This is a genomic window from Chryseosolibacter histidinae, from assembly GCF_018598225.1.
In the GTDB taxonomy this organism is placed as follows: Bacteria; Bacteroidota; Bacteroidia; order Cytophagales; family Cyclobacteriaceae; genus Chryseosolibacter; species Chryseosolibacter histidini.
Genome location: NZ_JAHESF010000004.1, coordinates 211,898 through 234,568 on the forward strand (window position 1 = coordinate 211,898; position 22,671 = coordinate 234,568).

At 49.1% G+C, this 22,671-nt stretch carries 17 protein-coding genes; 6 read left to right on the forward strand and 11 right to left on the reverse strand.

All coding sequences use genetic code 11. The features are described from left to right. The first annotated feature begins 328 nt into the window (after positions 1-328). A complete protein-coding gene (locus KK083_RS05805; RefSeq protein ID WP_254161653.1) occupies positions 329-568 on the forward strand; it encodes a hypothetical protein in 240 nt (79 codons plus the stop codon). Between the two features lie 98 nt (positions 569-666). Here KK083_RS05805 and KK083_RS05810 read toward each other — a convergent pair whose 3' ends face one another. Together KK083_RS05810 and KK083_RS05815 are read right to left on the reverse strand one after the other, a co-directional pair. Beyond that, complete coding sequence (locus tag KK083_RS05810) at positions 667-1,743, reverse strand: acyltransferase family protein (RefSeq protein WP_254161655.1); 1,077 nt, start codon at positions 1,741-1,743, stop codon at positions 667-669. Continuing rightward, entirely contained in the window at positions 1,740-2,327 is a 588-nt protein-coding gene (locus KK083_RS05815) for an ankyrin repeat domain-containing protein (protein WP_254161657.1), read from the reverse strand. The genes KK083_RS05810 and KK083_RS05815 overlap by 4 nt, the downstream gene beginning before the upstream one ends. Before the next feature lie 195 nt (positions 2,328-2,522). Between KK083_RS05815 and KK083_RS05820 the strand changes: the two genes are divergently transcribed. The 4 genes from KK083_RS05820 to KK083_RS05835 all read left to right on the forward strand — a co-directional run bounded on the left by KK083_RS05820 (position 2,523) and on the right by KK083_RS05835 (position 8,202). Beyond that, positions 2,523-4,592: a helix-turn-helix domain-containing protein gene (locus tag KK083_RS05820; RefSeq protein WP_254161659.1), complete on the forward strand. Its 2,070-nt coding sequence runs from the start codon at positions 2,523-2,525 to the stop codon at positions 4,590-4,592. A gap of 152 nt (positions 4,593-4,744) precedes the next feature. Then, the gene (locus tag KK083_RS05825; protein ID WP_254161661.1) at positions 4,745-5,662 is read left to right on the forward strand and encodes a DinB family protein; all 918 of its coding nucleotides are present in this window, start codon (positions 4,745-4,747) and stop codon (positions 5,660-5,662) included. A gap of 470 nt (positions 5,663-6,132) precedes the next feature. Beyond that, positions 6,133-7,326, forward strand: coding sequence for a winged helix-turn-helix domain-containing protein (locus KK083_RS05830; protein WP_254161663.1), 1,194 nt, complete (start codon positions 6,133-6,135; stop codon positions 7,324-7,326). Positions 7,327-7,416: 90 nt separating this feature from the next. Next, positions 7,417-8,202 (forward strand): TlpA family protein disulfide reductase, encoded by a 786-nt coding sequence (locus KK083_RS05835; RefSeq protein ID WP_254161665.1) that lies wholly within the window; start codon positions 7,417-7,419, stop codon positions 8,200-8,202. A gap of 92 nt (positions 8,203-8,294) precedes the next feature. On the opposite strand, the gene KK083_RS05840 is transcribed toward KK083_RS05835, so the two are convergent. The 9 genes from KK083_RS05840 to KK083_RS05880 all read right to left on the reverse strand — a co-directional run bounded on the left by KK083_RS05840 (position 8,295) and on the right by KK083_RS05880 (position 20,976). Then, complete coding sequence (locus tag KK083_RS05840) at positions 8,295-8,708, reverse strand: DoxX family protein (protein WP_254161667.1); 414 nt, start codon at positions 8,706-8,708, stop codon at positions 8,295-8,297. 6 nt (positions 8,709-8,714) lie between these two features. Continuing rightward, the gene (locus KK083_RS05845) at positions 8,715-9,218 is read right to left on the reverse strand and encodes an SRPBCC family protein (protein ID WP_254161669.1); all 504 of its coding nucleotides are present in this window, start codon (positions 9,216-9,218) and stop codon (positions 8,715-8,717) included. Beyond that, on the reverse strand, positions 9,215-9,541 hold the full coding sequence (locus tag KK083_RS05850) for a metalloregulator ArsR/SmtB family transcription factor (RefSeq protein ID WP_254161671.1): 327 nt from the start codon (positions 9,539-9,541) through the stop codon (positions 9,215-9,217). The genes KK083_RS05845 and KK083_RS05850 overlap by 4 nt, the downstream gene beginning before the upstream one ends. A gap of 528 nt (positions 9,542-10,069) precedes the next feature. Continuing rightward, a complete protein-coding gene (locus KK083_RS05855; protein ID WP_254161672.1) occupies positions 10,070-14,482 on the reverse strand; it encodes a cellulase family glycosylhydrolase in 4,413 nt (1,470 codons plus the stop codon). Positions 14,483-14,627: 145 nt separating this feature from the next. Further along, positions 14,628-18,812, reverse strand: coding sequence for a hybrid sensor histidine kinase/response regulator transcription factor (locus KK083_RS05860; RefSeq protein ID WP_254161673.1), 4,185 nt, complete (start codon positions 18,810-18,812; stop codon positions 14,628-14,630). 117 nt (positions 18,813-18,929) lie between these two features. Then, a complete protein-coding gene (locus KK083_RS05865; RefSeq protein ID WP_254161674.1) occupies positions 18,930-19,424 on the reverse strand; it encodes a hypothetical protein in 495 nt (164 codons plus the stop codon). Positions 19,425-19,435: 11 nt separating this feature from the next. Beyond that, entirely contained in the window at positions 19,436-19,798 is a 363-nt protein-coding gene (locus tag KK083_RS05870; protein ID WP_254161675.1) for a VOC family protein, read from the reverse strand. A gap of 64 nt (positions 19,799-19,862) precedes the next feature. Next, positions 19,863-20,597 (reverse strand): helix-turn-helix transcriptional regulator, encoded by a 735-nt coding sequence (locus KK083_RS05875; protein WP_254161676.1) that lies wholly within the window; start codon positions 20,595-20,597, stop codon positions 19,863-19,865. Positions 20,598-20,661: 64 nt separating this feature from the next. Continuing rightward, positions 20,662-20,976, reverse strand: a complete 315-nt coding sequence (locus KK083_RS05880) for a dihydrofolate reductase family protein (RefSeq protein ID WP_254161677.1) — start codon at positions 20,974-20,976, stop codon at positions 20,662-20,664. A gap of 330 nt (positions 20,977-21,306) precedes the next feature. Between KK083_RS05880 and KK083_RS05885 the strand changes: the two genes are divergently transcribed. Further along, positions 21,307-22,443, forward strand: a complete 1,137-nt coding sequence (locus KK083_RS05885; protein WP_254161678.1) for a mycothiol transferase — start codon at positions 21,307-21,309, stop codon at positions 22,441-22,443. Positions 22,444-22,671 lie beyond the last annotated feature (228 nt).

The following is a 22,671-nucleotide window of genomic DNA, read 5'->3' on the forward strand; positions in this document are numbered from 1 at the left end:
CGCCAGCCATGCCCTTCGCTTACCGGATAGACCTGTGTGGCGCTCATCAAAATTAACGAATCCTTAACAGCCCAAATCGATCATACCCCATATTTTATCCCGGCCCTTCAGTACCATACACGCATCCGCTGTTAAATTATTTTCCGCATATCCCCAAAACATCAAAAAATTCAAACGTTCACACTTATGTGACGTGATGCTATTGGCAGGATCCGCTCCTGGCTCCTTGCTCCTGACTTCTGGCTCCTTTTCAAAAAAGGCTGGCATATTTTTATTATACGCCTTGCCGGTTGATCCTATCAAGACTTAATCAAACCTTCAAATAAATATGGGAAAGCTCAGAACCATTATTCTGATCACGGGTATTTTAATAGCAGGGTTGGCTTTCAGCGCCTCAGCCCAGAAACGGCCCCACAACACTTCATCGGCAAAGGCCACCTATAGCTACAAGTCGAACAAGCCGAGATACAAGATCAAGAAGAACAACAAGCAAAAACATGCGCTCCGGAAGCAAGCCAAAAAAACAAGGGCTTTCCTTGGCGAAGCACGTTTGAAAGAATTCATTTGAGCCGATGTTGGTGTGCCAATGTTGGTGTGCCGTTGTTGGTGTTCTTCACCAACAACCACGGCCCAATAACCGTTACCAACATTCCCGATCCAGTTTGATCACTTCCGCTTCAATCCAAACAACGGCCTGATAACATTCACCCTTCGGATCACCAGCTCATACACAGCGAAGCATCCCACGCCAGTGAACAGCAGCACCATGATGAATTGAAGGGGTACGGCAACATCCAGCGGAAATATCAGCCATGAGGCCGTATACAGGAAGATCATGTGCAGGATGTAAACCGGGTAAGCAGCCTCGCTTAAATAACGCAGCGCTTTGCCGGGACGGTTCAGGTAAGTATAACCGAATGCAAAAACGGAGATGATCCAGCAGTGCGATTCGGCCACCAGCAGGTAGAACGGCGTGTTTAACTTGAAGTGAACGAGCCGGAGCGTGAACAATATCGCGGCGGTGAGCAGAAAAAGCCATCGCCATTTTTTGATCATTTCCCAGAAGCCGTCGCCGCTCAGCACAAAACAAAAACCTGCGAGAAACGCCAGCAGCCCCAGGAAGAACCCGTGCCAGGTCATGGCGTACATTTCGTACGGCCTCGGGTCCAGGATCCAGGCTTCAACGATAAAGGCGGCCATGACGAGCAGGATCCCCAGCGGATTGCTCATCACCCATTTTATCGCCCTGGCCAGGGGGCCGTTTTCATTTCTTTTCAGGTAGAAGAAGAGGGGCGACAGTACCACTACATACACAAAGATGTTGCCGAGAAACCACAGGTGTGCCGGGTTGGGTGTGTAGGCCGTGTTGAGGTGATAGTAACGCTGCCAGAGATACACGTGAATGGGAACAATGGCGATAGCGCCGAAGAAAAAGGGAAGCAGGATCCTCCCTGCCCGTTCCGCCATCAGCTCTTTCCAGCTCCGGTTCCGGAGGGCGTAATAAACACCCATCCCGGAAACAAAGAACAGCAGCGGTATCCGCCACACGTTGAGCATGGTCATGGGCACCCATAACGAGTCCCAGGTTTTGTCGCTGGTAATGAACCCGATCATGACGCCCCAGGCCTGAAAACCTATGGCCACGTGATAGACCAGGAGAAGGCCTATGGCGATCACCCTGATCCAGTCAATATCATATCTTCTTGCTGATGACATGGCTTTGATGCGCTTGGTAATGATCATTTCAGCATGGCAGCGATCTCGGGCCGTGTTTTTTCGAGATAGGCGTAGTCGAGCTTCAGTCCCATCGGCTCGAGCACTTTTCCCATCATGTCGTAAATACTTTTTACATCGGTGAACGGTCCGGCAACCGTCTCGTAAGCGGTGGCGCCGTAATTGTTCTTGATCGTTTTGTCGGCGCCTTTGTCCAGCAGCATTTTTACGATCTCGGGCCGGCAGAAGAAGGCGGAAGAGTGAAGCGCGGTTGAGCCATCGTTATTTTTGAAGTTCAGGTCGGCACCGGCTTCGATGAGCGCCTGGGCCTCGGCCGTTTTACCAAACACTGCCGCGGAGATCAGGGGGCTTGAGCCGCCGAACGGATCTTTTTCGTTAAGGTTGGTGCCAGCGGCAATATGTTGCTTCACGGCGTCAAGGTTTCCGGTGACCACTGCGGTGTGGATGTCGATCTGGGGCGGTTCCACCTTTTGTTGAGAAGCTGTGGCGTTGTTTTCCGAAGCGGATTCCTTTTTATCGTTACAGGCCGTAACAGTTATTAACAGGAGGGCCAGAAAAATAAGGCAGCCTGAAGTGCTGATCAGTGTTTTCATAAAATTTTTTGGTTTAATGTTCCGTGTTTTTTGATGGTGTAAAGAACGGTTCACGGTGCGGGAGCACTAAGCAGATATGCTGAGAAAACCATCAACTTTGCTTGAAACAGTATAAATTATGACGCATCGATATAAATTTTGATGCAAATGGGTGGTATAAACGGTAAATTAGGCCTTTAAAAAGCGCTTGCCTCCATGCCGGATACCCATGCCATAGAGAACGACTTTTTGGGCCAGATCACTGCCATTGTTGAGAAGAACATGTCCAATGAGCAGTTCGGGGTTTCGGAGCTGGCCGATGAAATGAACATGAGCCGGTCAAACCTGCTGCGCAAGGTGAAGAAGCACACCAGCCTGTCGGTAAGTCAGCTCATCAGCCAGGTGCGGCTGAAACGTGCGATGGAGCTGCTCAAAACCACTTCCCTCAACGTTTCTGAAGTGTCGCACCAGGTGGGCTTCAACAGCACCTCTTATTTCATCAAATGTTTCCGTGAATTTTATGGTTATCCGCCGGGTGAAGCCGGAAAGCGGGATGAGCAGCAAAATGATGCCGCTCCTGTTACCTGGCCCGAAGGCATCCCGGCAGCTACCAGGAGCAACCTGCTGGTGAAAATATCAGTGGCCCTGGCCATCGTCCTGGGCATTGGCACCACAGCGTATTTTATGTGGCCATCGTCTGATGCTCCCGCGCTTGAAAGATCCATTGCCGTGCTGCCTTTCAAGAACGATAGCAACGACTCTACCAACGTATACCTGATCAACGGGCTGATGGAATCCATCCTGAACAACCTTCAGAAAATAGAAGACCTGAAAGTGATCAGCAGAACCTCGGCTGAAAAATACAGGAATACTTCCAGGACCATCCCCGAAATGTCGAAGGAGCTCAATGCCAATTATTTTGTGGAAGGAAGCGGACAGAAGATCGGCGACCAGATACTGCTGAACATTCAGCTGATCGAAGGGACCACGGACAAGCACCTGTGGAGTCAGCAATACAAACGGAAAGCGGGAGACATTTTCGAGCTGCAGCGCGAGATCGCCAAAAATATCGCTGAAGAGATCCAGGCCATCATCACACCGGAAGAAGCACAACGCATTGAAAAAAATCCAACGGATAACCTGGTGGCCTACGACCTGTTTCTGAAAGGCAGAGATGTGTCCAACAAGGGCGGTAGCGCCAACCTGAACATGGCCATATCGTACTACAAAAAGGCGATAGAACAAGATCCTGAATTTGCCCTCGCTTACGCGGAGATTGCCATCGCTTATTTCTACCTGGATTATTTTAAGGCCGAGAAGCAGTACACCAGCGAGATCAACAACTATGCGGACAAAGCGTTGCTGTTCGATTCAAAACTCGCCAACAGCCTGGTGGCGAAAGCCGTGTACTACATGCACGAGAAACAATACGATCAGGCGGGCCCTTACTTTGAAAAGGCGCTGGAGTACAATCCCAACTCGGTGATGGTGATCAATTTCCTTTCGGATTATTATAACAATTATGTACCCAATACGGGCAAGTACGTGGAGTATGCGCTGAAAGGTGTGCGGCTCAACATTGCATCGCTTGATTCTGTGAGCGCAAGTTACAACTACCTGCACCTGAGCAATGCGCTCATCCAGACCGGGTTCATAGACGAGGCACTCACCAACATCGATAAGGCGATTGCCTACAACCCAGAAAATCCTTATGGTTATGTGAGGTTCTACATTCTCTTCGCCAAATACAAGGATGTGGAACAAACGAAACAGCTGCTGTTGAAGGCGCTGAGCAAGGATACCACACGGCTGGATATCCTTCAGGAGGTAGCCAAGGTTCATTACCTCACGCGTGATTATGATGACGCCTATCGTTACTATAAGAAATTCATCGCGCTCAGGCAGGCCCTCAAGCTCGACATCTACAGACATGAGAGTATGAAGATCGCGTATGTGCTGGATAAGGTAGGGCGGAAGGAAGAGTCAGAAGCGTATCTTAAGATCTTCAAGCAATATGCCGACAACGACCGGACTATCTACAAACACCTGAACCTTGCGGGATATTATGCTTACCTGGGCGATACACAAAAATCGCTCGAACACATGAAGCTCTTTTCCAAAGAAGATAACTTTCAGTACTGGATCCTTTTGTATGATGACGACCCCATTACCGAGACCATCAAAAACAATCCTGAATTCAAGAAGACCATGAACGAGATCGAAACCCGTTTCTGGAACACGCATAAGAAGATCAGGGTTACGCTGGAAGAGAAGGGGCTGTTATAGTCCACGGTCCACGGTCGACAGTCCACGGCCATTTGTCTTCGAAGAAACCCCTTAAACAGCGCCGCCATCACCCCCCTAAATCGTCGCGTTCAGCCCCTGCCCTAAAGTGAATTGCACGGCATCTTTGCAAAGTTAAACTTAACCCAATTGCAATGGAGATCAGGTATTTGAAAAATGATATTGAAGTGATCTGCGTAAGGGCTTCTTCTTTCCCGCAAGGTGTGATGGAAGCTCATGAGAAGCTTGCCGCGAAAGTGTCATCCGCCGCGGAAAGACAACGTTATGGTATCTCACATCCATCAGGGAAGGAGATCGTCTACAAAGCCGCAGTATCAGAGCGGTACGCCAGCGAGGCTGAAAAGTTGAAGTGCGAACAGTTCACCATCAGGCATGGGTTGTTTCTGTCGGAATATGTTCAGGACTGGCAGAAAAAAATGGATCAGATCCAGGGAATTTTTCAGACGTTGCTCGCCGATCCGCGCATCGATCCAAAAGGATATTGCCTGGAAGAATACGTGGGTGATCACGATTTACGGTGCAGTGTGCCCCTGGATGCCGCGCTGGTAATGCAGCACGACAGCGAGGAATTGTCTGCGGAAATTGAAGCAGCATACTCGGAATTTTATGAAACGCTGGCTCGCTTCACTGACCAGCAGCTCAATAGGGTGCCGTTCGAAGGAAGCTGGACGGGTGGCCAGGTGGTTGATCACGTGCTGAAAGCAACGGGTGGTATTCCGGATGCCAACACCAGGCCGGCAGACCGTGAATACAATGGCCTCATCGCGCCTGTGCTGGCAGTGTTCTCAGACGATACCATCAAGATGAAGTCGCCGGAGTTTATTGTTCCAGAACGCGGACCGTTTACCGTCAGCAAGTCGCTGAACGACCTTCGTTCCATCAAGAGCAGACATCTGGAATCCATCCGGCAGCGAGACCTGCATGCATTATGCCTCGATTTTGAGCTGCCGAAGACGGGATTCCTTACGCGCTATGAGTGGTTCAAGTTCACTGCCTGCCACGTGCAGCGGCATCTCCGTCAGTTAAAGAAGATATTGGAGCTGGTAAAATAATTATGTAGTCCGCGTCATTCCCTTTCGAAGAAACCCTTTGAGGGTTTTGCAGGTGCCTGTGCTTGATCCGGCATTGCTGCCCTCTGAAAAGCCCTCAAAGGGTTGTGGCCCGGCATGGTTGCTTCGAAGACCGTCTGAAGCGATGGTGGCGCGGTAGATTACGCGAGCGAAGGATTCCCGAAGTGTACTTCGCTTAAGGAGATTTCTCGCTCCGCACACGCTACCGCATTCATCGCTACCATCTCAGGTGGCTCCTATCGAGCCGAATATGGAACCACCTTTCCATTCTATAAACAGGGAGCTCCATCCGGAGCTCAATGCATTCCGCTCCGGATGGAGCGTTCTGTTTATAGACAATGGATCAAATTTATTCGCCCGGCTCCGTTAGGAGCCTCCTGAACTGCGGACGGCTGACTCTTGACTCCCTTTCGAAATATTGACAATATTGCGACCACGTCGTAACTCATTCCATGGACCGCATCATTCTCACAAAAGCACAAGCCCGCAAGATCATCTTACACGCAGCCGGGTTGGCGAAACCTGCTCAGTTTGGCAAAGGCAAGGAAGCCGTGTACAAGCTCATTGACCATCTCGGTTTTCTGCAGATCGATACCAATTACGTTGTAGAGCGCGCGCACCACCATGCCATTGCAGCGCGGGTGCCTGGTTACAAACCTGAATGGCTGGACGACCTTCAGTCAGAGGGACGGATCTTCGAGTTCTGGACCTACGCCGCAGGATACATCCCCATGCACGACTTCCGTTTTTCGTTGCCCGTAAAAGCAAGCTTCCTCTCGCGGAGAAAACCACTGACCTCGGCCGAGGTTAACCTGATGAACAAAGTGCTCGACAGGATCTCTAGAGAAGGTCCGCTCATGGCCAGCGATTTTGAAAACGACCGCGTGACCAAAAGCACAGGGTGGTGGGACTGGCGCCCGTCGAAGATCGCCCTCGAACGACTGCACCTTGACGGGAGGCTGGCAACGCTCAGAAAGAAAGATTTCAGGAAAGTATATGACCTCGCGGAGAATGTGATCCCCAGCAGCACCGATACTACGATGCCAACCGGTGAAGAATATTCAAGGCACGTGATCAGGCGGTCGTTAAAAGCGCTCGGCATAGGTTATGCGAAAGACATTGCCTTCAGAGGACGTTATGTAAAGAATTCAATCAAGGAAGAACTGGAGAAGATGGTGGAAGAAGGCGAGCTGCGCAGGGTGGAGGTGACCGACCTCAAGGGATCGCCACTCTACATGCTTTCCGAATACAGGAACAAGAAGATCAACCTGTCGGGCGATGCTTTTATTCTTTCACCGTTCGATGTGCTGAACGTTTACAGGCACCGGCTGAAGAACTTCTTCGACTTCGATTACCAGGTGGAGTGTTTTGTGCCCCAGGCCAAGCGTAAGTACGGATACTTCTCGTTACCCGTGTTGATCGGCGACACCTTTGTTGCACGCATGGATTCAAAAGCCGACCGGAAACAGCAGACGCTGATCGTTCATAACCTGCACTTCGAGTCCGTAAAACTGACGAAGGCCATGGTGGCCCAGATGGGTGATGCGATCCTGGATTTTGCCAAGTTCAACCAGTGTAAGGAGATTGTCATTGAAAAATCAAATAACAAACCAGTGTTAAAAACGCTCAGGGGTGCGTTGTCATGATGAAGATCGGGTAGTTCTTTGCCAGAAGTACAAAAAATTGTCCCGGTTTCTTGTCATATAGAAGCAGATCTTTTAGACAAACGTCATACGATGAAAAAGATATTGATTTTACTCTTCGTTTGTACAACCGGCTTTTTATACGCACAGGAAAAAACACCGAAGAAGCCAGAATATGTGGTGATCATTGACGGTGAGCTCGCCGACAGGGCAAAGGTTGATGGGTATGCGAAACAGGGTCGCGTTAAATCCATGGCCAAGGGAGTTTCAGAAGAAGAGCGCGACGCATTGGCAAAAAAGTTCGGCGACAAGATCGGTGAAAAGGAATTTATAGTGATTGTATCGTTGCATCCGGTGAGTGAAGCCAAAACGGTTCAGGCAGCTGCCGAGCCAGAGAACGCTGTCAGCAAAAATTCCGTAATGGCCGATGGTTTTAAGGTACAGGTGAATGACCCGGCCAAAGCTTTTGCGGTTCAGATGATCGATGGAAAAAAGATCAATCTCGCAGATTTGAAAGGCAAGGTTGTTCTGCTCAACTTCTGGGCTACGTGGTGCGCACCTTGTTTAATGGAATTTTACGAAGTTCCTTCGAAGATCCTGAAACCCTTTAAGAATGAGAATTTTGTTTTTATTCCAGTCTCGATCGGTGAAGCCCGTGAAAAGGTGGAGAAGAAGATGTCGAAGCTGAAAAATGATGGCATCGACTTCAATGCAGGCATCGACCCCGAGCAAACTATTTTCGATCAGTATGCCTCAAGTCCCATTCCCAAAAACATTTTGATCGATCAGAACGGAGTGATCAGGTTTATTTCGAGCGGTAATACAGAAGGTAATCTTGACCGTATCGCCGCAGAGATCCGGAACGTGCTGGCAAAATAAAAACGATTCGTGGCGCATTGCAGTAAAATGAAAAGGCTAAGAAGTTTAACTCCTTAGCCTTTTTTTGATTAGCCGTATGTAAGTTATCGATACTACGCTGTCGCCAGCGAACCATGGGGAAACGCTTTTGTCTGAGCGTCGCCATACACTTTGAAATAGTTAATGTAAGACACCACGGCAATGGCGAAGATGATCAGCGGGAAGAAGCTTACGAATGTAAATCCATCGACCGCAACGTGGCTGATGCTGGCGCAAATGAAATTGAAACCAAATCCCGCATAGGTCCACTCTTTCAATGGCCTTGGAAGCCTGGGGATCATCAGGAGGATCGAACCCGATACTTTGAAGAAGATGATCACGTAAGCAAAGTACTCCGGGTAGTGCAGGTAGATGGTTCCCGCGGTAGCAGCAGGCGGCGCGAAGATCAGCGCTGATAGAGGCATCACTCCCTCAAACAGAAACAGGAAGATGGTGGCTACCCAGAAGATGATTTTATTCTTTTTCATGGGTCATTATTTTTTTAGCGTGAGCAATAAGTCATCGAGATTTTCCAGGGTCATGGTCAGTCCTTCTTTCATACCCATGTTGATCACGGTTTCAAGGTCTGCCAGTGAGTTGTAAGTAACAACAGTCTGCACAAGCGTATTCTGGTTCAGGTCTTTGAAAGTAGCAACCCAGCGGGCGCGTGGAAGCTCAGGGTTCAGCTCGCCATCCTTGTTACAAAAACCGTCTAGCAATGAGTAGCCATCGATGGGATTGATCTTCGTGTAATCCATACGTGCCCAGAATTCCTGTCCTTCAGGATCAACCATGGCATAGATCCAGCTGCCGCCTTCTTTGAAGCTCATGGATTTGGTTCTGGCCGTGAAAGGTTTCGGTGCGAACCATTTGTCCAGCAGCTCACTTTTGGTGTGGCAATCCCAAACCAGTTGGCGACCGGCAGCAAACTCTCTGTTAACAGTGATCGTGTTCTTTTCTTTGTCGACGATGAAGTCGAATTGCATGGTGTTTTTCATTTTTCGTTCTTTTTTAGGATGGATAATAAGTTGTCTAACTGGTTATAGCGGTCTTCCCAAATTTTTTTGAATTGGGCCAGCCAATGATCTATTTCTTTCATCTTGTCGACTTTAATTTCGTAGAAGATCTCACGGCCCTTCTGCGTTGCCGTGACGAGCTCACACTCACTTAAAACCTGCATGTGCTTCGAGATGGTGGGCCGGGCCACATCGAAGTTGTCTGCAATAGCGCCGGCTGACAATGTCTGCGCCGCCAGCAACATTAGTATCGCCCTCCTGGTAGGGTCAGCGATTGCCTGAAATGGATCTCTTCTCAGCTTCATAGTTTCAAATGTTTTGTCAAAACGTGTAGCTATCTGGCTACAAATATAATAACATGAAGCTATTTGGCTACATATCTGATCAAAAATATTTTACAAATCTTTAAAAAGGCCTTAAACACAAGAATTTAGGGGTTTTTATGGCTGAACCGGCCTTTTGTTGCCCGGTCAGATGATCGACTTTTTAAGGTGTTTTTGCCTAAAGGTGGCTTGAGATGATCGCTGAAGGATCGGTTTGAGTGTCGTTTTGATGTTTTTCATGGCCTTTGATTTAATGTATGAAAGATACCATGATCGCTTAGGCCCAACGTTACACATAAACGGGAAGGATTTATATCATTTACATCAAGACAAGAAAAGAGTTGTTGGTGAAGAACACCAACAACGGCGCAGAAGAACACCAACAACGGCACACCAACAACCCCGGTGCTGTTGTTCCTCGCCAACAACACACCCAATCAACAACGGGCAAAAAAAACAGGCAGCCTCAAATTCAGAGACTGCCTGTTTAATAAGCACACTGGCGAAACTCTATTTAATCAGAAGCTTCCTCGATACTGTTTTACCTTTTCCTTTTACAATCACTGTATAAGAACCGCTTCGCAGCGATGAAATATTGATCTCATATTTGCTGCCTCCCTTTATACCCTGTGCTTTTACAGGGTTGCCAACGAGGTCGAGGATCCTCAGCTCAACCTCTGCATCACGGAAGTAAGACAGGTCTATGGAAACAGTTTGGCTGGCAGGATTGGGATACAATGCAACCCCGGTTTCGTCTGACTGCTCTGAAGCTAACTTCGCCGTTGGTGCCAGTGCGCTTGAAGATGCCTGGCAAAAGCCGGAGCTCGTTGCTCTCAGGTTGATAAAATCCTGGGTGAGCATGTAGCCCGAGCTGCTGGCATTCTTACCGGCAACGGTTAAGCGGAGCTTTTGCTGACCCGTGTACAACGTGACATTGCCGGCCAGGAATACTTCTTTATACTGTTCGGTAGCGCTGTATTGGTCAACCACCGGTCCTTTTGCATAGCCATTGGCATAGAGCTGAAAATTTCCGCGGTCCGGCCCCGCTTTGTAACGCAGGTAAACATCATAGGTAACAACGCCCGAATGTGCTATGGTATACTCCACAAAATCTCCGGCGCCATCGCTATTGAGTCTGGTCCAGCGCCCGCCACTGGCTGCGGCATCGTTGATAATGGAGGCAGTTGCTCCGTTTTGCCACCGGCTCAGAACCTCTGCTTCGCGGATGGTGTTGCCTGCCGAGATTGAAATAGTGCGTTGAACAGTGTGCGTGGCGTTATCGTTATCTGTCACCGTGAGCGCAACGGTATAGGTACCGCAATTGCTGTAGGTATGACTGGCGGATACACCACTGCCAGTAGTGCCATCACCAAAGTCCCAGCTGTAACCCGTGATGGTGCCATCGTAATCTGCACTGGCCGATGCGTCAAACGTTGCGTTCAGCCCGGTCAATGAAGCGGTAAATGATGCGATCGGAGGCGTATGGCAACTGCCGGAGCCAGGCACTTTCAGGTGGATAAGATCCTGTGTGAGGAGATAGCCCGCGCTGCTGGCATTCTTTCCGGCAACGGTAAAGCGGAGCTTCTGCTGACCTGTATATAAGGTGACGTTGCTGGCCAGCAATACTTCTTTATAGTGCTCGGTGGCGCTGTACTGGTCAACCACCGATCCTTTTGCGAAGCCATTGACGTACATCTGAAAATTTCCCCGGTCCGGTCCTGCTTTATAACGCAGGTAAACATCATAGACAACGGTACCCGAATGTGTAAATGAATATTCTACAAAATCTCCCACGCCATCGCTGTTGATCCTGACCCAGCTTCCGCCACTGGCCGCTGCTATGTCGTTGACAACCGTAGCAGTTGCCCCGCTTTGCCACCGGCTCTGCACCTCTGCTTCGCGTAAGCTGCCGCCCGCAGAAACTGTAACGATACGTTTCAAGGTGTGCGTGGCATTGTCGTCATCCACAACGGTGAGCGTAACAGGATAAGTGCCGCAACCACTGTATGTGTGGCTCACCGTTACACCACTGCCAGCGGAGCCATCACCAAAGTCCCAGCTATAACTTGTGATCGTGCCATCCACATCTGCGCTTGCTGAACCATTCAAGGTCAGCGTCAGATTCGATGCTGTCTGGGTGAATGATGCCGTTGGCGGATAATTCTCTCCACCACCAGGCTGCTGATAATTCCGCATCTGATACAACCAGTCTTTCATGAACTGTCCCTGGTTCTCGCCACTCATAATATTCCAGTTATAGTCGAAGATCTGCGGCTTCCAGAAGTTGTCAAAGATGAATCCCTGCCAGCTGATGTGCGGGTGACCATCCATGTAAGTTCTGAAAGGTTGTCCCCACCCGGAGGTTGTTCCGTTGGTGACGTTGTTGGAGTACTCTGCGCTTGAATTCCAACCGAACTCCGTCAGTGTAACGGGTACGGTATTGGCGGCAGTTCCGAATTTTGCATCGAGGCCGGCGGTGCTTGCCGCTCCCTGGTTCGGGTAAACGTGATACACATAAACGATATTACCACCAGCTATCGGGTCGGCTGCGGCTTCATTCACGCGTGTGCTCCACTGCGGACTGCCCATAAAAATGAGGTTGTTGGGAGCGTAGGCACGGATGGTGTCTACCACAGGCTGGATGTATTCTTTCCAGCAGCTCCAGCAATCCGGACTCACAGGCTCGTTAAACACTTCAAAGATCACGTTGGGGATATTGGCGTAACGCGGTGCCACGTATTTCCAAAACTCCATTACCCTGGCCTGTGTAATTCCGCCGCTTCCGTTGTAATCGAAGTTAGAAACGTAATGAAGGTCCACGATCACATACTGGTTCTGGGCAATGGCCTGCTGAACGTAGGGATCGATGTGCAGCTCGAAGCTGGTGGCAGGGTTGCGCACTTTCGCGGTAGTAACGGGTAGTCTCAGCACACGTGAGTACCAGCCACGGGTTGTATCACCTTGCCATGCAATGATCTCGTCCAGTGGCTTCCGGTTGCAATACTCACACTCGTTGTTGTGTTCGTTAGGAAGTACAGAGACACCGCGGAGGGTCACCAGGTTTCCTTGCGGATCTTTGATCTTGTTGCCATCCACGTGCAGCCAGGGTTTCAGCCTGGAAGGAACAACGGGAGGTGTGGAAGGGGTGAATGAAAGATAGTTCAGGCTGAAAGATCCGCCGCCAAACTCGAGACGCAGTATCTGGTTGCTTGCTGCTGCGAGACTCACATTCCGCAATGTGATCGTTCCCCAGTCATAGGCGTCGCCGGTATAACCGGGAACCACCGTTCCTAAAATCGTACCGCCCAGTATAACGGTGATACTTTTAGTTTGAATAGAAGAATTGCTGCTGGAGATCCTGAACTTGATGTCGTACGTGCCGGCTGTGATTGTGGCAACGGAATACTCCAGCCATTCACCGGCGGCAATCGCATTCACATGATGCCCACCCACCGAATCTGTGGGAGCACTGATATCCACACCGTTAGATCGATAGACGCTTCCATTGTTGACAGAGTCGGTATCATGGTAGGCAATACCTTCGCCACCATAGTCATAATTTTCTGCCTGGATCACCCCGGGGATAACATGTGTTGTGAAGGGCGACCTTCCCTGACCATCCACAGAAACAATTTGCTGCTGATCATCAGCCGTGTTTACACTGTCTGCCACCGTTAACGTCACAGTATAGGTGCCGTTCGCTGCATATGTATGATTCACGGTAATACCAGTGCCCTGAGTGCCGTCGCCAAAATCCCATGTATAGGTCGCAATAGGATTATTGCCGTCCGAGCTTCTTGTGGCATCAAAATTTGTAGTGAGCCCTGTGGTCTTGTGGGTGAAGGCTGCTGTGGGCGGATAGGCAAAAGCGCCACCCGGCTGTTGATGATACCGCTTTTCATACAGCCAGTCCTTGAGGAACTGTCCCTGGTTCTCGCCACTCATCAGGTTCCAGCCGTAATCAAAAACCTGTGGCTTCCAGAAATTATCAAAAATAAAACCCTGCCAGCTGATCTGCGGATTGGCGTCCATGTACTCCCTGAAGGGTTGGCCCCATCCTGAAGTTGTTCCATAGGTGACGCTGTTGGAGAATTCCGCGCTTGAATTCCAGCCGAACTCGGTGAGCGTAATGGGTATGGTTTGTGACGCATTGCCAAACTTCGCATCGAGGTTGGTTGCGCTGGCTGCGCCCTGGTTGGGGTACAGGTGATAAACATAAACGATGTTGTTGCCGGCAATGGGATTGGTTACGGCTTCGTTTACCCGTGTGCTCCATTGGGGGTTGCCCATGAAGATGAGGTTGTTGGGTGCAACGGCACGGATGGAATCCACCACGGGCTGAATGTATTCCTTCCAGCAGGTCCAGCAATCCGGACTGATGGGCTCGTTAAAGACCTCAAAGATCACGTTGGGATTATTGGCATAACGGGGTGCCACGTATTTCCAAAAATCCATAACCCTCGACTGCGGGATGCCGCTGCTGCCGTTATAGCTGAAATTGGCTACGAGCTGAAGGTCAACGATCACGTATTGCCCCAGGGCAACGGCCTGCTGCACGAACGGATCGATGTGTGTAGCAAAACTGGTGGCCGGGTCCTGCACCTTGGCTGTGGTAATGGGCAACCGCACAATGCGTGAGTACCAGCCCCGGGTTGAATCGGCCTGCCAGGCGATGATCTCGCTGAGGGGCTTCCGGTTGCAATAATTACATTCGTTGTTGTGCTCGTTGGGAAGCACAGAAACGCCGCGCAAGGTTACCGGATTTCCCTCCGGATCCCTGATCTGATTACCGTCCACATGAAGCCATGGCTTCTGGGCAACGGCGAAAGTGCTCATGAACAAAAGCACGATGCCAATAAGGCATAGTTTGGGCGATCGTTTTAAAACCGCCCGGGTGACACATTCCCTGGTAAAATTTTTCATTGGGCTTAACATTAGGTAGATGAAAGCGATCTGCTTGTTGGAATCACAGACCGTGTTTTATTAAATCAAATCTCGCGTAGGGAGTAGAATAGGGGGGTGAAATATCTTCCAAAGGGGATGAAATATCATCCAAAACCTGCGTTTTTCAGCGTACGGCTTTGGTTTCAAATTTTTGTGGATCCGCCGGTGTTCCGGTAAACTCGGTTGGTAAAACACCGAACTGCTTCTTAAAAGCCTGGCTGAAATATTTGGGGTCCGCAAAACCTACCATCATGGCCACTTCGCTTACCGGGTATTGCCTGGCGGATAAAAGCTGCGCGGCCCGTTTCATACGAATGTCGCGGATGAACTGATTGCCGGAGATCCCGAGCAAACCCTGCAGCTTCCGGTAAAGATTGGTTTGACTCATACCCATCTCCCGGCAAAACCGTTCTATGTTAAACTGGCAGTTATCCATATTGTCTTCAACAACCTCCACCGCCTTTTTCAGAAAGATCTCATCCATGGAAGGCACGGCAGGAGCCGCCGGACTGGTGATGAAGTTGTTATACAGCTTGCGTTTGAGATTCTCCCGCAACACCACCATGTTCCTGAGCTTGGCGAGCAGAATGGCAACACTGAAAGGTTTGGTGATGTAATCATCGGCCAGCGAATGTTCAAACGCATTCAGCTGAAAATGCTCATCGGCCCGTGCGGTTAACAGGATCACGGCGATATGGCTGGTGCGGATATCATTCTTCAATGCCCGTGTCATTTCCACGCCGTCCATGTCTGGCATCATCACGTCGCTGATCACGATATCGGGGAAAAGATCAAGCGCTTGTTCCAATCCTCTTCTTCCGTTCTCTGCTTCCGCTATCTGAAAAAATGGCTCCAGGTTTTGCCGCAGATAACCGCGTATGTCTGCGTTATCCTCCACGATCAATAACACGGGCAATTTTTCTGCTCTCTGTTCCGAAGCTTGTGGTATATGGTTTTCAGCATCGATGTCGTGCGGGACGTGCAATCCGGAAAATTTAACCGGGAGGTCGTACTCACCGCGCTGGATCTCATGCGCCTGAAAAAAGTCATTGTTCACGGGCAACCAGACTGTAAACGTACTGCCTCTGCCGGCTTCGCTTTCCAGAACAATGTCACCATAATGCGATAGTGCAAGTTGCCGGGCAAGAGACAAACCTATGCCTGAGCCATCTTTCGGCCATTGTTTACTTTCGATGCGGTAAAACCTGTCGAATATTTTTGCCTGCAGCTCTTTAGGGATGCCGAGGCCGCTATCCTGAACACTGATGGCGGCAAAAACAATGTTGCCTTTTTTCTTTTTTTGGAGGTGACGCGGCACCCGCGAGAGATCACCAGCATGCCACTCGATCTTCACATGGATGACTCCGCGCTCGCCGGTATATTTAAATGCGTTGGAAAGCAGGTTGAGCAGTATTTTCTCCAGCTTGTCATGATCAAAAAAAACTTTTGTCTCTGGCTCCGCGGCATCGAGAGAATACCGGATCGCTTTCCTTTCGGCGTGATATTGAAACGCATCTTTCAGCACTTTACAAAATGCCACGAGGTCTCCTTCGGCCACTTTCAGTTTTGTGAAACCGGCATCCAGCTCGTAAATGTGCATGAGCTGGTCAATGAGCTTCAGCAGGCGTTGGCCATTTTTATACATCAGCCCCAGCAGGTTTCTGTTCTCACCCTGCCATGTTTCTGAAGCGGTGTTGAGCTGGTTCAGCGGACCCAGTATAAGCGTCAGCGGTGTCCTGAATTCATGGGAGATATTGGCATAAAACCGAAGCTTCATCTCATCCATCTCCAGGCGGTTCCGGATCTTCATACGCTGCACCAATACTCTCCGAAGTATAAAAAGCAGGGCTATCGCGACAAGCGCATAACACGTTTTGGCCCACCAGGTTTTCCAGAACGGCGGCGTGATGATCAATGTCATGGAAGCACCTTCTTCGTTCCACACGCCATCATTGTTGGCCGCTTTCACCTTCAGCACATAGGTGCCGGCATCGAGGTTGGTATACGTTGCCCTCCGCTGTGATCCGATATAATTCCAGTCTTGATCGAAGCCTTCCAATTTGTAGGCATACTGATTCTTCTCAGGGAAAGTGTAGTTCAACGCCACAAACTCAAAAGAGAAAACCGATTGACGGTGAGACAAGGTGAGCTCACGAACCTCGGTGATGTTTTTATTGAGCGGGGAATTCTCCTGTGCTGCATGCACCGGTTTGTTGAAGATCTGCAGTTCCGTAAAGTAAACCGGAGGCACCACCGCGTTATCTTTCATGCTATCGGGATGAAAAAAATTCAATCCGTCTACCCCGCCAAAATAGATCTCGCCTTTGTTGTTGGTGTAACATGACAAACGGTTAAAGGAGTTGCTTTGAAGACCATCAGACACCCCGTAATTCCGGAAAGTTTTTTTACGCACGTCAAACTTCGCAACACCATTGTTGGTGCTGATCCAAAGGTTGCCTGCTTTGTCTTCGGCAATGGCCTGCACAACATCGCTAGGCATTCCATCTTTCAGGGAGTAGACCGTAAACTTTTTTTCCTTCCGGTGAAATTGGTTCAATCCTCCACTCGTGCCGATCCATAGATCTCCATTTGAGTCTTCAAAAATACAGTTGACAATATTGTTGCTGATGCAGCCGGGTGTCTGATCGGAGGTGAACCGCGAAAAATTGTCTTTTGCGCGATCGTACAAATTCAATCCACTTCCTTCTGTGCCTACCCAGAGATTGCCGCTGCGGTCTTCATAGATCGCAAAAATGATCGTGTGGCTGATGCTGCCATCATTTGTCGAGGGCAGATAATGTTTGAACGATTTGTTAGTGGGATTGTAAGCAACAAGACCCTGGCCCCACGTGCCCATCCAGAGCAGACCCTGAGAATCTTCACGGATAGCCGCCACGTGATTGATGTCGGTATCAAATTGAAGCGGATAGAATTTGTTTTTTTGCTTGTCATAAACAGAAGCACCTCCGTAGAAACCACCCACCCAAAGGTTGCCTCTCCTGTCATGATAAATGCAGAGCGGATAACTGCCGCGGGCGCTGGTTTTGTCGGTGGCATCCGGGAGCAAATATTTTATAGTCTGGCTATTCTTATTGTAAAGATTCAGTCCGCCTCCATCAGTACCTATGAACAGATCGCCTTCTTCGTCTTCATAAACCGACAGCACATTGTTGTTGTTAAGCGATGGATGGTTCGCCTCCTTTTTTAATACATGGAATTTAGTGGTCACACTGCTCCAGAAATTTACGCCGCCACTAAAGGTTCCCACCCACATATTGGCCTGCCGGTCTTTGTAAATGGTGTAGATCGATCCACTGTTCAGGCCGTCAGGGTTGGCTTCTTCATGAACGATGTGAGAAAATTTGTTGGCGTGCCGGTTTAAAATATTGATGCCGCCGTTCTGTGTTCCCACCCACAGATATCCCTTACCATCTTCCGCTATGGACAAAACATCGTTGTTGTTGATCCCGTCCTCTTTGCCGTGAGTGTACTGATATCGCGTAAACGTGCCGGAACTTCTGTCATAGCGGTTCAGTCCACCTTCCGTGGTGCCGATCCACAGCGTATGATCGCGATCGATAAAAAGTTTCTTTAAAAAATCAGATCCTAAAGAATGCGGGTCATTTTTGTTGTACCGGTACCGTTCGAATTTATTTTTTTCCGGATGAAATGAGATCAGGCCCGCATTCCAGGTAGCCACCCAGATATTTCCTTCCTGATCTTCGAGAATGTCTTCTATATCACGCTCATCGTCCGCGACACCGGGAAAGTCATATCTCAAAAAAGTTTTTGTTTCCGGGTGTAGTACATTCAGTCCGCTTCCTGTCCCGATCCAGATCCGTCCCCGGCTATCTTCGCGGATCACTTTTATTTTATTGGCACTCACGCCGGACTTCGGATCCTGCCTGAACCTGGAAAAGGAATCCGTATCACGGTTGTACAGGTTCACACCGTCTTCTGTGCCTACCCACAGTCTTGCCTTGCTATCCTCAAAAACAGATCGGATGTAATTGTGGCATAAGCTGCGCTCGTTCGCTGCATCATTTTTATACACCGTGATCTCGTAACCATCGTATTTGTTGAGGCCGTCACGCGTTCCAAACCACATGAACCCTTTTTCATCCTGTACGATGCAGGTGACGTTACTTTGAGAAAGCCCCTCTTGCCTGTTGATGTGCCTGAACGAATACTCCGGAAACTGGGCGTGCAGGGTAATGGATACAAAAAGAACAGATAATAAACAGCGGTATTTTAAAACAGACAGCGTGCAAAATTTAACCATGGTGCTGTCGATCTGCCCTTTACTCATTGGTCGTCCGGATTCAATGGAATGTACAAATAAAAATCAAATTCAATCGATTGAATTTGATCAAATTCCGTTGTGACCCGGCAGACGTTGTTGTGCCCCGTTCTTTGTTGCTATTTTTTATTCTGATCTTTCCATCGTCTCTTTTAAGGTTTGCAGGTCTGCGGCTACAAGTTTTGCATCCTCCTCAAATTCCGCCTGCGTTCTGCCCGGCATCCAGAAGAGAGTAAACACAAATTCGCAGCCTTTGTTGTTGGCGATCACCCGCATGGGGTTGTTCACGGTTTGCCCGTTTGCCAATGTTACTTCATGGTCCAGAATGCCGAACGCATTGGGGGCCGGCCATTTTATCTGGATGTCGCCCTGGTCGGTTTTGCCTATCCACAGGTCTCCCTGTTTGCTGATGGAACGAACGAAGGCCACCCACTTCGGGAAATTTTCAGCCCGGGAAGCGAACTGATAAACTTCATCCGCGGGCCTGTTGATCGACACACTGATGTTCTTTACGGGGTAAGTCATGGTGCCTGTTGTTATTTTCTTTTGATCGGCAGATGGGTGTTCACAGCCCGCCAGGATCAACATGATCCACGTTATGTGTATTACTGCATGATTCATGGCGCTGATGTTTACAGAGACCAGACCGCCAGCTCGTAACCGTCAGGATCTGTGAAGTGGAAACGTCTTCCGCCGGGAAAACTAAAGATCTCTTTTACGATGGTTCCACCAGCTTTGACGATCTTTTTTTGGGTGCCTTCAAGATCATCTGAATAAAGAATGACCAGCGCGGTGCCTTTTACCGGTTTCCCCGTTGTAAATCCACCGTCTACATAATCGCCTTCAAAGGCCGTGTAGTCCGGTCCATAGTCGGTGAACTTCCAGCCAAAACTTTTAGTGTAGAACGCTTTGGCTTTGCGAACATCCTTCGACAGGAATTCGATATACTGGACCTGCTCGTGCTTTAATTTTTTTTGTGATTGCGTATCTGCCATGTGTTTATACTTTTTGCAAACTTACGAGGCAGCGCGCTTCCGTGTTTGGAAAAAAACGACAAAATCAGAGCTGCGAAGGGACAGTACCCGTATACCGCTTGATCTCATTGGCCAGGTGGGCATGATCGTAATAGCCGTAGTCGAAGGCGATGTCGGCCAGCGTTTTTTCTGAAGGCTTATGCTTGATGGCCGGAAGCACGGATTGGTACCGTACGAAATTGGTGAACTCTTTGGGTGTGATGCCCACGTGCTGCTTGAAGGCCCGTTCCAGTTGCCGGGCGGTGGTACAATGCCGCTTTGTCAATTCGGTTACACTGATCAGGCCTTTGTGATGTTTGATGTCGGCAATGATGTGTAATAAACGATGCCTGGGCTGCTCAAGCTTGTCAAGAAAGAACTTTGAAAGATGGCTAACGGGATCGGTGATGAGCTTACCGTGATCAGGCAAAAAACTTCCCGGGATCTCTACCGTTCGATTGACAATTTCGTGCAGCGATGTGGATGGATAAAAAGCAGAGAACGCACCTGGTTTGAAGCGGATCCCCAACAGCCTTGTTTCGGGATGGACGTCCGCCACAATGTACTGAGACATGGTGCCAACGAGGTAGGTTTTTCCATGCCTGATCGATGTGGCTCCGTTATCGGTTTTACTGTCTTCACCGAAATTCATGATGATGTCAACGCAGCCATCGGGCAGGATCTTCACACGTTCTGTCTCACCGGAGTCGCCCGCCGAGATCCAAAAAGCATCGATGTACGGTGCTAACGCTGGAGGCGGCTGGCGCTGTTGATAGATCATGGCTAAAACTAAATGAATCTGCGAACAAGAACAACAAGTGAGTTTAAAGTTAGAAGTTTAAAGTTTAAAGTTGGAGAGCGTTGAGGCATACGGTTTGAATTCTTAACCATAGATCTGGACTTTTGAACTTGAAACCTGAAACTTTAAACCTGAAACCTTTAACCCCTGGGTGCGCATTCGGGTTGGTGAGCACCGATCGCCAGTAGGCAGCATATCCGGGATACATTTTGCTTCCCAGCAGGCATGTATCCACCGACTCGAGGTCTTTAGACATCTCCGCCCATTCTTCATCACTTCCGATGAGCCAATCCATTTCATCGTTCGGTCCGCAGACAAACCCATCCAGGGTCATTTGCATAGCAAGGATTACTTTTCTCATGATTTCTTGTGTTTGTTTTGATACAAAGGTGTTATAGTAATTTGTTATGGGCAGGGTGTGTTTACGACAAAAACCAAGGCCAACTGCGGCTGATTTCAGGTGTGTTGCTGCAGAAGCTATCGGAGCGTATCTCTTGTAAGGAATTGATGCCAGCCCGCTTCCTGAGCGTTTGGAAAATCTGTGGGCCTTGTAAATTCTTGTCGGATGCTGCGCCCAGGCGTACCGGGATTTAAAACGCAACGGAATAGGTGACAAAGAAAAGCAACACCGGTTATTGTTTTTCGTTGAAGACAGGATGTAAATTTGTTTCCTCACCATTTGATAAAGACCATGAAAAAAAATGTTCTGCTGCTCTTTGCGCTGGCAATCAACCTCCACGCTATCTGTCAAACGAAAGAGATCTCACGCAACTGGACCTCTTTTGTTCAAACGGCCGATGCTTCGTTCCTGAAGAAAAAAGTAAAGTTCAAAGTTACTGCTTTCGCCAAGGCAGACCTGGTTGACTCAACAGCCTGGGCCGGCATCTGGGTACGGGTAGATAACAAGAACGGAGAAACGGGTTTTTTTGAGAATATGGGCCAGCGCCCCATTCGCAGCAATGAATGGAAATCTTACACTGTAGAAGGTGTTATGGATGAGAACGCTGACAAGATCAATTTCGGCGGGCTGTGCATGAACAATGGCAGGTTCTTTTTCGACAACTTTGAGTTCTACGTTGAAAATGACAAGGGCAAATTTCAGAAGGCCAATGTCGATAACCCAAGCTTTGAAGTGGCCGTGGAAAAAAATACCATTTCCAAATGGTCGGAGGGCACAAAACCACTGAACCCGGTACGGATCAGGGAATTCACATTCACTTCTTCCAGCGACAAAGCACACGGCAATCTTTCCCTCATGGTGGAGGGCAAGGGCATCGCAAGAGATACGAGTTATCTCATCGGCCCTGTAAAAGGTTATACACCGCAGATCGGAACGCTGATCACCATGCTCAACAATCTGAGCAACCGGGTGGAGTCTGCCGTGAGCATGTTGAACCAGAAGGAAACAGATCACCTGATGGATGATAAAGCTAACGGCATCGGGGCGCTGGTCATGCACCTGGCCGCCGCCGAAGCGTATTACCAGGTTTTTACTTTTGAGAACCGGGAGTTCAATGAAGAGGAAAAGAAAAAATGGGGCGCTGCGCTCGACCTTGGGGAAGAGGGACGCACGGAGCTCAAGGGACACGATATCGAGTATTACCTGAACGCTTACAGGGAAGTGCGGAAGAAGACGATCGCGGAACTGGCAAAACGAAATGACGAGTGGCTTGCACAGGTAGTTCCCGGCTCTGACATCAACAATCATTTTTGCTGGTTCCATGTGATGGAGCACCAGTCCAGTCACCTGGGCCAGATCCTGTTGATGAAAAAACGTCTTCCGAAAAGAGAAGAGAAGCAGGAAATTAAGGTGAACCGAGAACACTGATATTTAAGATGAGGAATGAAATCCCGGATTGTTGCCAGTCTCCAGCCCGGGATTTTTTATTGCACATACCGTAGAAAAAATAGCGCTACCATATTGTGTTGTTTCTAAAAATGATCCAGTGAATTTTTTATATCATTGTTTTGATGTCCTGGCTTCTTCGATGTCATTTCTTGCCCGCTAACCCTGCAGCATCATCATTGTTACCATGATCACTAAGCGTTTGTTTTT

Bases quoted from the DNA above. Each gene is read 5' to 3' on its own strand.
- KK083_RS05830 (WP_254161663.1), top strand. From the start codon at position 6,133: ATGGACCGCATCATTCTCACAAAAGCACAAGCCCGCAAGATCATCTTA.
- KK083_RS05850 (WP_254161671.1), bottom strand. From the start codon at position 9,541: ATGAAGCTGAGAAGAGATCCATTTCAGGCAATCGCTGACCCTACCAGG.
- KK083_RS05880 (WP_254161677.1), bottom strand. From the start codon at position 20,976: ATGAGAAAAGTAATCCTTGCTATGCAAATGACCCTGGATGGGTTTGTC.
- KK083_RS05875 (WP_254161676.1), bottom strand. From the start codon at position 20,597: ATGATCTATCAACAGCGCCAGCCGCCTCCAGCGTTAGCACCGTACATC.
- KK083_RS05810 (WP_254161655.1), bottom strand. From the start codon at position 1,743: ATGATCATTACCAAGCGCATCAAAGCCATGTCATCAGCAAGAAGATAT.
- KK083_RS05835 (WP_254161665.1), top strand. From the start codon at position 7,417: ATGAAAAAGATATTGATTTTACTCTTCGTTTGTACAACCGGCTTTTTA.
- KK083_RS05805 (WP_254161653.1), top strand. From the start codon at position 329: ATGGGAAAGCTCAGAACCATTATTCTGATCACGGGTATTTTAATAGCA.
- KK083_RS05870 (WP_254161675.1), bottom strand. From the start codon at position 19,798: ATGGCAGATACGCAATCACAAAAAAAATTAAAGCACGAGCAGGTCCAG.
- KK083_RS05820 (WP_254161659.1), top strand. From the start codon at position 2,523: ATGCCGGATACCCATGCCATAGAGAACGACTTTTTGGGCCAGATCACT.
- KK083_RS05840 (WP_254161667.1), bottom strand. From the start codon at position 8,708: ATGAAAAAGAATAAAATCATCTTCTGGGTAGCCACCATCTTCCTGTTT.
- KK083_RS05855 (WP_254161672.1), bottom strand. From the start codon at position 14,482: ATGAAAAATTTTACCAGGGAATGTGTCACCCGGGCGGTTTTAAAACGA.
- KK083_RS05860 (WP_254161673.1), bottom strand. From the start codon at position 18,812: ATGAGTAAAGGGCAGATCGACAGCACCATGGTTAAATTTTGCACGCTG.
- KK083_RS05865 (WP_254161674.1), bottom strand. From the start codon at position 19,424: ATGAATCATGCAGTAATACACATAACGTGGATCATGTTGATCCTGGCG.
- KK083_RS05815 (WP_254161657.1), bottom strand. From the start codon at position 2,327: ATGAAAACACTGATCAGCACTTCAGGCTGCCTTATTTTTCTGGCCCTC.
- KK083_RS05885 (WP_254161678.1), top strand. From the start codon at position 21,307: ATGAAAAAAAATGTTCTGCTGCTCTTTGCGCTGGCAATCAACCTCCAC.
- KK083_RS05825 (WP_254161661.1), top strand. From the start codon at position 4,745: ATGGAGATCAGGTATTTGAAAAATGATATTGAAGTGATCTGCGTAAGG.
- KK083_RS05845 (WP_254161669.1), bottom strand. From the start codon at position 9,218: ATGAAAAACACCATGCAATTCGACTTCATCGTCGACAAAGAAAAGAAC.